General features: G+C 69.8%; 10 protein-coding genes. 3 read left to right on the top strand and 7 right to left on the bottom strand.

Annotation, left to right across the window (positions count from 1 at the left end; all coding sequences use genetic code 11):
- Nucleotides 1-226: 226 nt before the first annotated feature.
- From IT359_09810 to trxA, 6 genes are all read right to left on the bottom strand, one after another.
- Nucleotides 227-1,591 (bottom strand): hypothetical protein, encoded by a 1,365-nt coding sequence (locus IT359_09810; GenBank protein MCC6929272.1) that lies wholly within the window; start codon nt 1,589-1,591, stop codon nt 227-229.
- A 767-nt stretch (nt 1,592-2,358) separates the two neighbouring features.
- Complete coding sequence (locus tag IT359_09805; protein ID MCC6929271.1) at nt 2,359-4,110, bottom strand: hypothetical protein; 1,752 nt, start codon at nt 4,108-4,110, stop codon at nt 2,359-2,361.
- Nucleotides 4,111-4,147: 37 nt separating this feature from the next.
- Nucleotides 4,148-7,666 carry a hypothetical protein gene (locus tag IT359_09800; protein ID MCC6929270.1) on the bottom strand — a complete coding sequence of 1,173 codons (3,519 nt, stop codon included), beginning with the start codon at nt 7,664-7,666 and terminating at the stop codon, nt 4,148-4,150.
- Entirely contained in the window at nt 7,663-8,340 is a 678-nt protein-coding gene (locus IT359_09795) for a DUF4159 domain-containing protein (GenBank protein MCC6929269.1), read from the bottom strand. Before IT359_09795 ends, IT359_09800 begins: the two co-directional genes overlap by 4 nt.
- Nucleotides 8,337-9,290: a 16S rRNA (cytidine(1402)-2'-O)-methyltransferase gene (gene rsmI / locus IT359_09790; protein MCC6929268.1), complete on the bottom strand. Its 954-nt coding sequence runs from the start codon at nt 9,288-9,290 to the stop codon at nt 8,337-8,339. The genes IT359_09795 and rsmI overlap by 4 nt, the downstream gene beginning before the upstream one ends.
- Nucleotides 9,291-9,441: 151 nt before the next feature.
- Entirely contained in the window at nt 9,442-9,810 is a 369-nt protein-coding gene (gene trxA / locus IT359_09785; GenBank protein MCC6929267.1) for a thioredoxin, read from the bottom strand.
- Nucleotides 9,811-9,896: 86 nt separating this feature from the next.
- Between trxA and mce the strand changes: the two genes are divergently transcribed.
- The gene (mce, locus tag IT359_09780; protein ID MCC6929266.1) at nt 9,897-10,346 is read left to right on the top strand and encodes a methylmalonyl-CoA epimerase; all 450 of its coding nucleotides are present in this window, start codon (nt 9,897-9,899) and stop codon (nt 10,344-10,346) included.
- A 121-nt stretch (nt 10,347-10,467) separates the two neighbouring features.
- On the opposite strand, the gene IT359_09775 is transcribed toward mce, so the two are convergent.
- Nucleotides 10,468-10,896 (bottom strand): hypothetical protein, encoded by a 429-nt coding sequence (locus IT359_09775; GenBank protein MCC6929265.1) that lies wholly within the window; start codon nt 10,894-10,896, stop codon nt 10,468-10,470.
- Between the two features lie 101 nt (nt 10,897-10,997).
- Here IT359_09775 and IT359_09770 point away from each other — a divergent pair, with 101 nt between their 5' ends.
- Both IT359_09770 and IT359_09765 read left to right on the top strand, forming a co-directional pair.
- The gene (locus IT359_09770) at nt 10,998-11,777 is read left to right on the top strand and encodes a pyridoxine 5'-phosphate synthase (protein ID MCC6929264.1); all 780 of its coding nucleotides are present in this window, start codon (nt 10,998-11,000) and stop codon (nt 11,775-11,777) included.
- A gap of 55 nt (nt 11,778-11,832) precedes the next feature.
- Entirely contained in the window at nt 11,833-13,623 is a 1,791-nt protein-coding gene (locus IT359_09765) for an Hpt domain-containing protein (GenBank protein ID MCC6929263.1), read from the top strand.
- The last annotated feature ends 10 nt before the right edge of the window (nt 13,624-13,633 follow it).

The raw sequence follows: 13,633 nt of genomic DNA, 5'->3' as shown, positions 1-13,633 counted from the left end.
GGTGGGACCGGCGGCCGGGCGCGGGGGGCCGGGAGACGGGCGCCGGGTGTGCGCGCGGCTTTGCCGCGCGCGGGGCGGCGTGGCATTCGGGCGGTCGCGTGCGAGGTGAGTGGACGGGAGTTTGCGCGGGAGTACCCACACTGAATCCCGCACCCCATCAAACGCGAACGGCGCCAAAGGCGCCGTTCGCACTCCCGTCTCCCGTCTCCCGTCCCCCGTCTGCAGTTCAAGTCTTCAGCGGCTTCTTCTTCGCGGCGGGAAACAGCACGTTGTTCAGGATGAGGCGATACCCTGGCGACGTCGGGTGCAACGAGAGGTCGGTTGGCGCTGCGCCGATGTTGTGTTGCGGATCCTCGGGGTCGTGGCCACCGAGATAGGTCCACGAGCCCTTGCCGTAGTCGCCATGCAGGTACTTCGCCCACGGCGCGCCGTCTTCCTGCGCAAGAATGGTCACCCCCTGCTTGATCGTCCCCTTCGTGAACGACGTCGTGACGCCATAGTAGTCGGCGATGACCGTGCGGTGATTCTGCACCAGCATCGACGAGACGGGATCGAACTTGGCGGAGAACTGGAAGAGCGTGAACTGCCCCAGCGGCTGGCGGCGCCCGGGGACGTTGACCTGGTGCCCGTCGATGTCGCTCATCGAGTTCACGAAGGGCGACGGCTCCAGGTGCACGTCCTTGAAGGCGAACGAACGATCCCAATCGAGCTTGCTGTCGGCCTGCTCATCTACCGGCGTCCCGTCGGCGAACGAGCCGGCGATGTCGGTCTGGTGCGCGGCGATCGCCAGTGACAGCGTCTCCGTCGCACCGCACATGGCAAAGAGGAAGCCTCCGCGCTCGACGAACTGCCGCATCTTCTCGGCGACCGCCTTCTTCATCGCCGGGATGTTGTTGAAGCCCAGCTTGCGCGCGCTGGCGAGCGCGCGCTCGCGCTGCTCGATGAACCACGGCGTGTCGCGGAAGCCGAGGTAGAGCTTGTTCTGCTGCCCCGTGAAGTCCTCGTGGTGCAGGTGCAACCAGTCGTACTTGGAGAGGTCGCCGGCCATGACCTCTTCATCGTAGACCGACTGGAACTCGATCCCCGCGTACTGCAGGGCGAGCGTGACCGCGTCGTCCCAGGGGGGCGACTTGGCCGGCTTGTAGATCGCGACCTTGGGCGCGCGCTCCAGCGAGATGGCGTCCATGTTGCCCGCCGCGATCTCGGCGCGCATCGCCGACAGGCGAGCGTTCTCCACCGGCTCGAACGAGATTCCGTCGAGCGTCGCGCGCTTGCGCAACTCCGTGAGGTCGGGGAGGAGGTACGCACCGCCGCGATAGTTGATGAACCACTCCGCCTTGTTGCCGTCCTTTAGTGCGTTGAAGACGAGGCCATACGCCTTGAGGTGATTGGCCTGGTCGTCGTCCATCGGGACGAGGAGGTGCTGCGCCCGAGCGGCGGCGGGGAGTGCCAGAATCGCGAGCGACGCGAACGCGGCGAGGACCAGGGGGCGCGCGGTGCGCGATGCGGGCGTGGCGCGCGAAGCGACGACGCGCGAGCGCGCGGTGCGCCGCAGGCGTTGCTGTCGCCCCAACGAGAAAGAGAAACGCACGAGTGGCATCAAGGTGAGGAGGCGAAGCGCTTCGCGCCTTCGCGGCTTCGCAGTTTCGCGTGAGACGCACTTCTCCGCGCGCTGGCGACCGATCGGGCGCGACGCGCGGACAAATGGATCCCAGCTTTCGCTGGGAAGGGGGGCGGTGGGGCTGGGGGTGTGCGCGGATGCACTGGGGGAGTGCGCCAATGCACTGGGGGAGTGCGCGGATGCACTTGAGGAGTGCGCCAATGCACTGGAGGAGTGCGCGGATGCACTTGAGGAGTGCGCGGATGCACTTGAGGAGTGCGCGGATGCACTGGGGGAGTGCGCGGATGCACTGGGGGAGTGCGCAACGAAAGGGAGAAACGCACGAGTGGCATCAAGGTGAGGAGGCGAAGCGCTTCGCGCCTTCGCGGCTTCGCAGCAGCGCGTGAGACGCACTTCTCCGCGCGCTGGCGACCGATCGGGCGCGACGTTCGGACAAATGGATCCCAGCTTTCGCTGGGAAGGGGGGCGGTGGGGCTGGGGTGGTCGGCGGTAACGCTGCGATGGTGCGCCGTAAGGCTGCGATGGTGCGCCGTAAGGCTGCGATGGTGCGCCGCGAGGCTGCGATGGTGCGCCGCGAGGCTGCGATGGTGCGCCGTGAGGCTGCGATGGTGCGCCGTAAGGCTGCGATGGTGCGCGGGAAGGCTGCGATAGTGCGCCGTAAGGCTGCGATGGTGCGCGGTAAGGCTGCGATGGTGCGCGGTGGGGCTGGGGGAGTGCGCGGTGGGGCTGGCGAAAACTCATGCATCGCCCGCCTCTCCCACGAGCCCTGGCGGCACCGTTCCGCGCGCCAGTTCGAGTTCGCGCCGCGCCTGCGGGACGAGTGCGCTCTGCGGATAGGTGAGGATCATGTGCTCGAGATGTGCGATGGCACCGGCGGCGTCGCCACGGCGTCGCAACAGCCGCGCCCAATCGAGTTCCGCTTCCGCCGCTTCGGGGGCATCGACGTGCTGCTCGACCAGCGCCTGCCAGAGCGCCACGGCATGCGTCGAGTCCTTCGAGGCCAGCGAGAGCCGCGCCGCGACGAGCAGGAGGAAGGGCTTCGCGTCGGCGAGTTCCTCCGCGGTGGCCTCGAAGCGCTTCGCGGCGGCCGCGGTGTCGCCCTTGGCCAACGCCAGGAAGGCCGCGCCCACCCCCGCCGCCTGTTCGGCGCGCGTCCGCGAGAGCAGCGCCATCGCCGTCACCACGTCGCGCGACATCTCGTCGGTACGTCGCAAGCCGCCGCGGGCGGTCTTGAGGTCGCCCTCGTACAGGGCGAGCCAGGCCTCCACTCGTTCATCCTCCTCCGTCCCACCACCGCCAGCCGCAAGCGCCGAGCGCGCCCTGGGAAGGTCGCCGCTCCGGATCCACGCCCAGGCCAGCGAGCGTTGCGCCTGGCGAACCCCCGCGGGGCCGAGCTGCGCCGCACGCGCGGCAAGCAACTGCTCGATCGCGGCCCCGCGCCCCAGGGCGGCCAGGACGCGCACCTGCAGCAGCGCCACCGCACCCGCGGTCGCGCTGTCGCTCGACGCCGCGAGCGGCTCGAGGATCGCCATGGCCGATGCCGGCTCCCCGCCGTTGAGCGCCGCCGTGGCTCCGCGCAGGCGCAGCGACGCGTCGCGCGGGCGCCGAGCCGCTGCCGCTGTGTAGGCATCGCGCGCCGTCAGCCACGCCTCGTTCCCCTCGGCCTCGCCGGCATAGTCGATCCACGCCTGCACCACCGAGTCGGTCACGGGGACCTGGGACAGCACCGCCCACCCCTCGCGCGCCGAGCGCCAGCGCGACTCCAGCGACGCCAGGATGCGCCGCGGCCCCAGCGTCACCGGCGCCGCCGCAAGGACGGCGCGCACGCTGTCGCGCAGCGAGTCGGGAGTCGGCAGGAGCGCGAAGGCCGCGGCCTGCTCCATGTACGGCATCGCGTCGCTGGCCTCCCGCCAGCTGCGCGCCGAGGCGAGCCACATCCCAAGCGCCCCTTGCATCTGCGCAAACTCGGCGGCCAGGTCGCGTGACCCGCCCAGCGCCGCCACCGCACCGCGCAGCACCGTATCCGCCGCCGCGGCGCGCCCCGCATCGAGCAGGAGCCGCGCATACTCGCGGTACGGCGCCGGCTCGCGCGGCGAGAGCACCAACCACTGGTTGAACGCAACCTCCGCCTCGCGCTCGCGCCGCAGGCCGATGAGCGTGCGCAGCTGCACCGTGCGCAGCATCGGATCGCGCGGCCGCCTGACGAGGAGCGAATCGACGAGCGGTGCCAGCTCCGCGCTCCCCCCAACCATCGCGTAGCAGCGCTCCATGCCGAGCACCGCCCCCACCGGATCCTCGCTCCCGTCCAGCGCCCTGCGATAGAGCGGGATCGCCTCTCGGCACTTCCCCGCCCCTTCGAGATCGAGCGCCTGCACCAACGGCGACGGCGCCCCCGCCTTTCCCTCCTGCGCCGACACCGCGGTGGAGACGCCCACGAACCACGCCGCCCCGCAGGCGAGCCCCCGAGCAACGCCCAACAACACGTTCACTCGTCTTCTCGTCTTCCCGTCCTCTCGTCCTCTCGCCTCAAGGTTTCGCATTGATCCGCTTGAAGTACTCCAGCACCAGGCGCCGCTCCTCCGGCGTCAGTCCGCGCAGCTCGTTCCACGTGGGTGCCGTGAAGCGCGTGGCGTTCTTGCCGCTGGCGGTGTTCCCCTGTGGCGTGAACGTCTCCGTCCCGGTCCACGGCTTGGCTTCACGCTTTCCCGTGTCCTCGCGCTGGTCTTCCTCCAGCAGGCGCCCGGCATCGAGCATCTTGCGGAACAGGCGCTGCTGACGCTCGAGCACCGCCGCGTCGAGATTGGACGACTCGAGTTGTTGCGCGATCTGCCGCGCCTCGCGCGCCATCTCGTCCGATCGCCCGGTCTCGTCGCGATCACCGTGCTCCTCCAGCTTGGCCGCGACCTCGCGCTGCTGCCTGGCCAGGTCGCGCGCCGCGTCCTGCCCCTGCTGGTCCATCTTCCCGCCCGACTTGGGCATCAGGTCCTGCGCCGCCGAGTTGAGCGCCTGCTGCTGCTTCTGCATCTGTTGCAGCTGCTCCAGCATCTCGGCAAAGCCGGTGGCCGACTCCGAGTTCTGCGTCCGCTCGCGGTCGCGCACCAGCGAGGCGCCGGCCTGGTTGAGCGACTCGCTCGCCTCGCGCATCGAACTCGCCATCTGCGGCCCGCTCTGCGCGCGCTGCGTCTGCGCCGTCGCCTCCTCCACCTTGCGTCGGGCATCGGACATCATGCGCATCGAGCGCTGCGACAGGAGGTTCGACTTGGTCGATGCCTGCTGCAGCCGCTGCATCGCCTTGTCCACCCCCTGCTGCAACGCGCTCTGCTGCGAGCGCAGCTCGTTGGGCGACGCCCCCTGCCGCGCCTGCTGTTCCAGGTTGTCCTGCTCGCGCGCCAGCTGCAACATCTCCTGGATGGCGCGGTCCATCTCGCCGGTGAGTTCCTTCTTCCACTCGCTCACCTGCTGGTCGCGCGCCTTCCCCAGTTCGTTGGCGGCATCCTCCATGGCCTTGGCCGCCTGCTCCGCGGAGGCCTCGTTCCCCTGCTGGTTGCCCGCCTGCCCCCCCTTCTGGGCCTGCTGGCCCTGCTGCCCCTGCCCTTGCTGCTTCGAATCGTTGGAGGACTGCCCCGGCTGCCCCTGCTGCCCCGGTTGCCCCTGTTGCTTCTCTCCTCCCTGCTGCTTCTGCCCCTGCTGCCCCTGTTGCCCCTGTTGCCCCTGCTTCTCTCCCGCCTGCTGCTGCCCTTGCTGCCCGGGCTGCCCTTCCTTCTGCTCCCCCTGCTGCTGCTGCCCCGGCTGTTGCCCCTGCTTCCGCTGCTGCTCGCGCATGGCCTGCTGCAGCTTTTCCAGCGACTCATCGATCCTGTCGTTGGCTTCCTGCACGCGATCGGCGCCGGCGTCGGCCTTCTCCTTCTTGAGGCGCTCTTGCAGCTGCTTCACGTCCTCCTGCAGGTTCTTCGCCCGGTCGGAGAGCTCCTTGGCCAGCTTCTCGGCCGCCTGCTTCTCCTGCTCCTGGTCGGCCTTGCGCAGCGAGTCCACGAGGTCACGCTGCTTCTTCGCCAGGTCCTTGGCCTCGTCCTTGAGCGTCTGCATCTGCCCTTCGATCGCCGCGCGCTTGAGCATCTCGACCGACTTCTCGAGCTGCTCACGCAGCCTGCGCTGCTGCTCGGCCAGGTCCTGCAACGCCTTGCGCGACTCCTCGGGCGACATGCTCTGCGACGCCTGCTCCAGTTTGCGCAGCTTCTCCTGCAGCTCGGGGGTCAATGCGTCGCGCAGCAGCTTCTGCGCCTCGCGCAGGCGCTCCTGCAGCGCGCTGTCGAGGGCCCCCGTCTGCTTGAGCTGCTGCTCCATCTGTTTGGCCGCCTGCTGGATCTGCTGCATGCGGTCGGCCAGTTGGCGCTGTTCCTTGGCGAACTGCTTGGCCTGCTCGGACGCCTCGTACGACATCGCGTCCTTCCCCGACTTCTGCTGCTCGCGCTGGCGCGCGCGGGCGGCATCGGCGGTGCGCTGATTGAGCTGCTTTTGCGCGTTGGCGGTCGCCTGCGCCTGCGCCACCGCCGAGTCGGCGGCGTTGCGCATCGCCTCCCGCTGTTCGCTGACGCTCGGCAGGCGCAACGTGACGGTGGGACTCTCGCCGACCTGGCGCCAGGGCGAGGCGTCGGTGGCGATGGCCACGAGCTTCATCGCGTCGCCCGGCGTGAGCTGCGACATGGCCAGCGGGATCTGCCCCTGGAACTGCTCGCCGGCGGCGTTGCCTAACGCCCGCACCAGCGACGACCGCACGTCGCCGCGCGCATTGGTGATCGTGATGCGCAGCGCGGCGCTCGCGAGTCCGTGGTCGTCGGTGGCAAGGACCGAGACGCCGATCGTGTCGCGCTGGAGGACCAGCGTGTCGCGCCCCGGCGCCAGGATCTCCACGCGTGGGGCGGAGTCGCCCTGCACTTCCAGCTGCAACGCTGGCGGAAGGTCCTCGATGGGGCCGCCGCTTCCCGTCGCCGCCCAGGCAAAGCTCCCTCCCGTGGCCGGCTGCCAGCGCCCCGAGAAGCGGCGCGCCGACACGGCGAGCGCGGTGCTCGCGCCCTGCCCCGCCAGCGACACCGCGGTGAGCTCGGTCGATGAATGCCCCTCGATCTCCAGCACGGTGCCCCGCGGAATGCGCACCAGCTCGCCTAACGGGACCGACTCGGCCTTGCGCGCCAGGTAGCCCGGAAAGACCGCCTTGACCGTGATGTCGCCAATGAACGGGCGGTCGACCACGCGCACCGCCATCGTGTCGCTGGTGCTGCGCCCGTCGGTGGCATACAGCGCAAGGTCGGCGTCGAGCGGCCCTAACGTCACGATGCCGGAATCACCGGCCAGCGCCAGCGCGCTCGTGCGCCACGAGCTCCCCGTCACGCGCTGGGCCACGGTCACGAAGCGCCGTCCCGGGGCGCGCACCACCAGCTTCACCTTCTCGCCGCGCAGCACGGAGCGCGGTGCCTGGCTCAGCGTCACGCCGCCCAGCAACGTCCCGTTCCACGCCCGCACCGGGTGCAGCAGGGCGCGCCAGCCGTCGGGCGCCGCCGATGCCGCGGTGACCAGGCCCAGGATGCCGACAGCCGCAACGCCGAGCCCCCCCACCGCCCGACGCGTCACCTGCTTGCGCAGCGCGGGGGCGAGCGATGCGCCACCAAAACCCGCCAGCTTTCCCGCCACCTGCTCCGCATTCAATCGCCCGAAGACGCCGTGGTCCGCCACCTCCAGCGCGACCCGCACCGCGCCATCGCGCATCCGCCGCTCCGATTCCACCGCGCCGGCAATGCGCGTGATCGACGTCTCGTCGCCCAGGCGGCCGCGCACCCAGCGCGCGGCGAGCACGCCCGCCACCAGCGCCAGCGCCCAGCCAAGGAATGGCATCAGCCGCGGAAGCGCCAGCCACCGCGCACCGCCTAACGTCAGTGTGGCCGCCAGGAGGACGATCGCCACCCCCGCCAGCACCAGGGCCACCCCGCCCGCCGTCAGCTGCCGCGCGACGCCGCGGCGCTCGCGCTCCACCAGGTCGAATAACGTCATGAGACCGGCCGACTCGTCACGGCGTAGACAAAGAGGTTCACCCCCATCCGAAGCGCCGCCTCGTGCAGCTCGGGGGGATCGTTGTACGTCCCGACATCCTCCCACCCGTTCCCGATGTCGCTCTCGCTCGTGTAGTACACCGCAAGGCGATCGCCGATGAAGATCCCGTACCCACGCGCCGGCTTGCCGTCGTGCTCGTGGATCTTCGGGACACCCTTCGGGAAGTCGTACACCACGTGGTAGATGGGGTGCGACAGCGGGACATCGACCAGCGGCCGGTCGGGGAAGACGCGCGCAATCTCCTTCCGGAACGTCTCGTCGAGCCCGTAGTTGTCGTCCACATGCAGAAAGCCGCCGCGCAGCAACCACTCACGCAACCGCACCACGTCCTGGTCCGAAAACTTCACCGTGCCGTGACCGGTCATGTGCAGGAACGCGTAGTCGTAGAGCTTGTCGTCGGCCAGCGTCACACGCCCTTCCGTAGGTTCGACACGCAGCGACGTCCGTTCGTTGATCGCCTTGAGCAGGTTGGGGAGCGACGACGGGTTGGCGTACCAGTCCCCCCCACCGTCGTACTGCAGCCGCGCAATCCCCAACCGCGCCGTCGCGCTCGGCGCGAACGCCGTGAGGGTGAGCACGAGCGCCAGGGATCGAACGAGGGTACGACCGGTCATGCGTCCTCTGCGTGATGTGCGTCCTGCGCCAGGCGATAGGCAAGGTTGCGTGGTGCGGCGTACCGGTCCGCGAGGGCACGGACAATCTCCTTCGTCGTCGCCCCCTCGCGGCGCAGCACACGCGCCGTCTCGCGCAGCGCCGCTTCGTCCAGCGTGATCGCTCCCGCGCCCTCCAGAAGGATCACCACCTCACCGCGCGGGGGACGTTCGCGAACCGACTGCACCAGCTCGGCGATCGTCCCCCTCCGGAACTCCTCGAACTTCTTGGTCAGCTCGCGAGCGATGACCGCCCGGCGACGCTCCGCGAGCGCCCCCATCACTCGCGCCAGCTCTGCCAGCGTACCCTCCACCCGGTTGGGCGACTCGTACAGTACGCCCGTGTGCGGTAGGGTGCTGAGCAGTTCGAGCTGAGCGGTGCGCTCCTTTCCCTTCCGCGACAGGAAGCCGATGAAGGTGAAGGCCTCGGTGGGGAGGGCGCAGGCGCTGAGCGCCGCGATGACCGCCGATGCCCCGGGGACGGGGACGACCGGAAGTCCCGCCTCGGCTGCCGCGCGCACCAGCCGCGCACCGGGATCGGAGACGAGCGGCGTTCCCGCGTCGGAGATGAGCGCCAGCGCCTCGCCGTCGGCGAGACGCGCCACCAGCCGTGGGACCTCGCGCGCCTCGTTATGCTCGTGCAGCGAGGCAACCGGCGTCTCGATACCGAAATGGTCGAGCAACGGCCGCGAGTGACGCGTGTCCTCGCACAGGATCAGCGACACCTGCCGCAGCGTCTCCACGGCGCGGAACGTCATGTCGCCGAGGTTGCCGATCGGCGTTGCCACGACATACAGCGTTCCCAGGGCGACGGCACCGCGCCCCGCTCCGTCACCCTCCCCCGACGCTTCGGGAAGACGATCGGACGGCGCGCGTGCGGCGCTTTCGCCTGGAGCCTCGGGGAGGATGTTCACGAGGAAAGAATATGGCGCCGCGCCACCACCCCGCGACCCTTTGCGCGACCCTTCGCGCGAGGCTTTGCGACGGTGTGTGACGACACGCGAACGGCCGGCGGGGAGCTTCCCCACCGGCCGCTGATACCGTCGGCGCGCCTCGTGGTTCGGCTCAGCTTGCGCGTGCGTCCGCGCCGCTCGATGCGCCCGGCGCGCCCGCGGAGTGCTGCTTGAACTTCTGGTCGAGCGCCGGCTTCGGCGCGTAACCGATCACCTGGTCCACGATCTTTCCGTCCTTGAAGAACAAGATGGTCGGGATCGAGCGCACGCCGTACTTCATCGCGGTTTTCGGGCTCGCGTCAACGTCCAGCTTGGTCACCTTGACCTTGCCGGCGTACTCGTCGGCCAACTGGTGGATGATGGGGCCGACCATGCGGCACGGCCCGCACCACGCCGCCCAGAAGTCCACGACCGACAGGCCGCTGGCCTGCTCGATCTCCGTGCTGAAGTTCTCGTCCGTCACCACCCTCGTGTTCGACATCGTGCATTCCTCCGCGGGGATCCAACCCCATCTTGTGTCCGATTAACTTGCGCGCGCACCGACCCCAGCCGACGCGCCGATTCCCAATGTCGCATCACCAGTCATCCGACCCGTCGAGCGGCCCTGCATCCGACGGCGTGAAGCGCGGCACGCGCATCGCGCACATCGGTGTCGCCGTTCGTTCGCTCGCCGAGATCGTCCCGTTCTATCGTGACGTGCTCGGCATGCCCGAGACGCCGCTGGATGACGCCGACGGCGCCCGCATTGCGGGGCTCGTCGCCGGGGAGTCACTCGTCGAACTGCTCGAGGCCGAGTCGCCGGAGTCGCCGATTGGCAAGTACGTCGCCAAGCGAGGCCCGGGGATTCACCACGTCTGCTTCAACGTGGACGACCTCGAGGGTACGCTCCAACGTTGCCGCGCCGCGGGTATTCGCCTCATCGACGAAACGCCGCGCCTGGGAGCGGAGGGCAAGCGCATCGCCTTCCTCCACCCATCGGCAACTGCCGGTGTCCTGGTCGAGCTGTCCGAGTACTAATCTATCGTCCACCGGAAGGGTTCCGCGCGCCGCCGACTCCGACACGCCCTCGAGCCGTGTTCGAGCTGTCCTCGATAGTGAAGCGGCGCGCCCCCGAAGAGACGCGCCACCCTGCGGTCGCTCAGCGCTTGCAGAACTCCTTCATCGCCGTGATCCCCGCGTCGCGCACATACCATCGTTCCGAGGGACCCTTGACCACGGAGAAGCTCGGCGTTGCCGTCTTCTTGCCGCGCGTGATCTCCACGCGGACCAGGCGCTCATCGTTGGGGGCCGGCCCTTCCTCCACGATCCGGTACCGGTCGTGGTCATAGCACCCTTGCATGATGATCTCGCGCTTCTCCAACTCGGTGCGTTCGAGTTGGTCGCGCGCCGGCCCCTTGTCGGTTCCCCACACCACCGACATCGCCTGCAGGTCCTGCGCTTTCACCGCCGCGAGGAACGACTCGACCGCGAGTCGCGGGGCGGCGGCGCCAGTCAGCGCAACACCGGGTGCCGGCTTGCGACCGCATGCCGCCAGCACGAGCGGAACCAGCACGATCCACTTCTTCACGCGATTCTCCCTGCCAGATTGCGAGCGAACGTAACCCGGCACCTCGCGCCGAGCAACGGTGGTGTACCGGGCGTACCCGCCCCGACAGGAGGCGTTCCGACATGAGTACCACCCCCCCGCCAGCCGAGGCGCGCTTTGCCCCGTACCAGCGCCTGTACATAAACATCGATCACGTCGCGACCATTCGTCAGGCGCGACGCACCGACGAACCCGATCCCGTGGCCGCCGCGGTGCTGTGCGAGGATGCCGGGGCCGAAGGGATCACCGCACACCTGCGCGAAGATCGCCGTCACATCCAGGACGACGACGTCGAGCGCCTCGCCAGCACCGTGCGCACCGTCTTCAACCTCGAGATGGCATGCACGGACGAGATGCTCGACATCGCCGTGCGGCTGCATCCGTACCAGGTCACGCTCGTCCCCGAGAAGCGTGAAGAGGTCACCACCGAAGGTGGGCTCGATGTGACGCACCACCCGCGAGCGCTGGAGCGCGCCATGGCTCGCATGCGCGCCGCCGGCATTCGATCGTCGCTCTTCATTGACCCTGACGAGACGATGGTGCGGCGCTCGCGAGAGCTGGGGGCCGACGCGATCGAGTTGCACACCGGGAGCTATGCACATCACCCGCACGATCCCGCGCTCGTCGCCGCCCTGGCCAACGCCGCGGCGCTCGGTCACACACTCGGCTTGCACGTGCACGCCGGACACGGCCTCACCGTGCGCAACGTGACCGCGGTGGCCGCCATCCCGGAAATCGAGGAACTCAACATCGGCCACACCATCGTGAGTCGATCGGTCTTCATCGGGATCGCCGACGCCGTGCGCGAGATGCGTGTGGCGATGGATGCGGCACGCGCGTCCTTGCACCGGGCGCCCATCTAGCCCATCGCGGGGCCACAAGCCTAACTTGACTCCGCGCCAACCACCACACTCGCGAATGACCGGATCGCCGGAACTCCTGGAGTTCTATCTCGTTGAAGCGACCGAGTACCTCGACGCGCTGGATCAGCTCGTCGCCGGTACCGGCGGCCCGCCAGACGGCAACGCCTTCATCGCCACTGCGCGCGCCCTGCGCGGATCGTCATCGATGGCGAAGGTCGAGCCGATCGAGAAGATCGCCAGCGCGATCGAGCAGATCGCGCACGGTGTGCGCGACGGCGAGATCCGGTGGACCGTGGACCTGCATCGCGTCCTGCGCGTCACCGTCGACGACCTGCGCTTCCTGGTGCGCGGCGTGCGCACGTGGGGGGAGCGCGAGTTGGCGCGCGCCGAGGCGCGCCTCGCCGACCTCCAGCGCGCCCTGCCTAACGAAGAGCGGCGCCCCCCCTCGCCCGACGCCGCGGCGACGGCCCCGGTCTTCATCGCGTTGCAGTCGTCGGCCATCGCCGCCGAACTCGACGCCTTTGTCGCCAACCCGCGCCACAGGCGCGCCCTCGATGACGCCCTCACCCGCGCCCGGACCATGCGCGGGATCGCCGGCATCGCCGACTTCCCGCCCCTGGCCGACGTCGCCGACGCCATCGACCGCACGGCGCGGGCGCTGATGCCCGACGCACCGCTCGCCGATGCCGAGGCCGAACTCTTCCGCGCCGCGGCCGATGTCCTGCGGCAGACCTCGTCGCGCCTGCGCGACGGTGCCTCGGTCGACCCCGGGGCGCCGGAAGTCGCGCGCTTCGCGCACGCGGTCACGCGCCTCGACGCACCGCGGGAGACGCCATCGCCCGAGCGCGTGATCGCGATCGACGAGCTGTTCTACGGCGACTCCGGCCCGCACATCGTCCAGCGCTCCGCCGCCCCTCCCAGCACACGATCGCAGCGCTTCCGCGGCGAAGTCACCTCGCGCGCCGAGCACCTGCGCCGCCTGGTGAACGACGCCCGCCAGGTGCACGACGTGGCCGGGCGCGAGCGCGCCGAGCGCGCGTTGCGCACCGCGCTGCACGACCTGGAGACCATCGCCGCCTCGTTCGACGTGCACCAGGTGGCCGCCTTCTTTGGCGAGACGGCGCGCGAGGTCGAGCTTTTTTCACCGGCAACGCTCGAGGCGCTGGACGCCGGAGCGCTCTTCCTCCTCGCCCCCGGCGACACCATCGAGGAGATCGAGCGTCGCCTCGCCGTGCTCGAGCGGTCGCGGCGCGACACTCCAGTCATCGCGCCCCCGCAGGTGGAGCACCACCCGCCGGTGGAGCATCACGCCCAGGGCACGCTCGACGTCACGCCGGCGTCACCGCCAGCTGCACAACCAGCCGTACCGCCAGCCGCAGCACCCGTACCGCCAGCTGCACCACCGGCGCCTCCGCCAGCTGCACCACCAGCCGCCCTACCGCCAGCTGCACCGCTGGCGTCACCGCCAGCTGCACCATCAGCGTTGCCGCCCGCTGCCCCCCTGGTTCCGCCGCCTGCGCCACCCCGGGCCGCTCCGCAGCCGCCCGCGCCGCCGCACGCCCCCCCCGCCGTTCGGCGCCCCCCGCCGACGCCGACGGGACGCGACCTGCAGCAGTTCCTCCAAGCCGGCATTGCCGGCTTCAGTTCGCTCGAAGATGAACCGCTGAGCGAGCCCGCTCGTCTTGAGGAGGACGAGATCGTCCCCATCGAGTCGTTGCTGTATCGCGGACAGGTGGCGGTGCGTCGTGCCATCGAGATTCGCGACGCCATGCGCCAGCGCGGACTCACCGACGACGCGTCGCTCCAGGAGATCTACGATCTCCTCGACCTAGCGCAAACCGAGTAGGCGGAGAGTC

The organism is Gemmatimonadaceae bacterium (assembly GCA_020852815.1).
Lineage (GTDB): Bacteria > Gemmatimonadota > Gemmatimonadetes > Gemmatimonadales > Gemmatimonadaceae > SCN-70-22.
The sequence above is the reverse complement of the archived record's forward strand: the minus strand, read 5'-3'. Positions and strand labels throughout refer to the sequence as shown.

Excerpts from the sequence above, each read along its gene's own strand:
- IT359_09795 (MCC6929269.1), bottom strand. The coding sequence starts at position 8,340 with ATGACCGGTCGTACCCTCGTTCGATCCCTGGCGCTCGTGCTCACCCTC.
- IT359_09765 (MCC6929263.1), top strand. The coding sequence starts at position 11,833 with ATGACCGGATCGCCGGAACTCCTGGAGTTCTATCTCGTTGAAGCGACC.
- IT359_09770 (MCC6929264.1), top strand. The coding sequence starts at position 10,998 with ATGAGTACCACCCCCCCGCCAGCCGAGGCGCGCTTTGCCCCGTACCAG.
- mce (MCC6929266.1), top strand. The coding sequence starts at position 9,897 with ATGTCGCATCACCAGTCATCCGACCCGTCGAGCGGCCCTGCATCCGAC.
- IT359_09800 (MCC6929270.1), bottom strand. The coding sequence starts at position 7,666 with ATGACGTTATTCGACCTGGTGGAGCGCGAGCGCCGCGGCGTCGCGCGG.
- trxA (MCC6929267.1), bottom strand. The coding sequence starts at position 9,810 with ATGTCGAACACGAGGGTGGTGACGGACGAGAACTTCAGCACGGAGATC.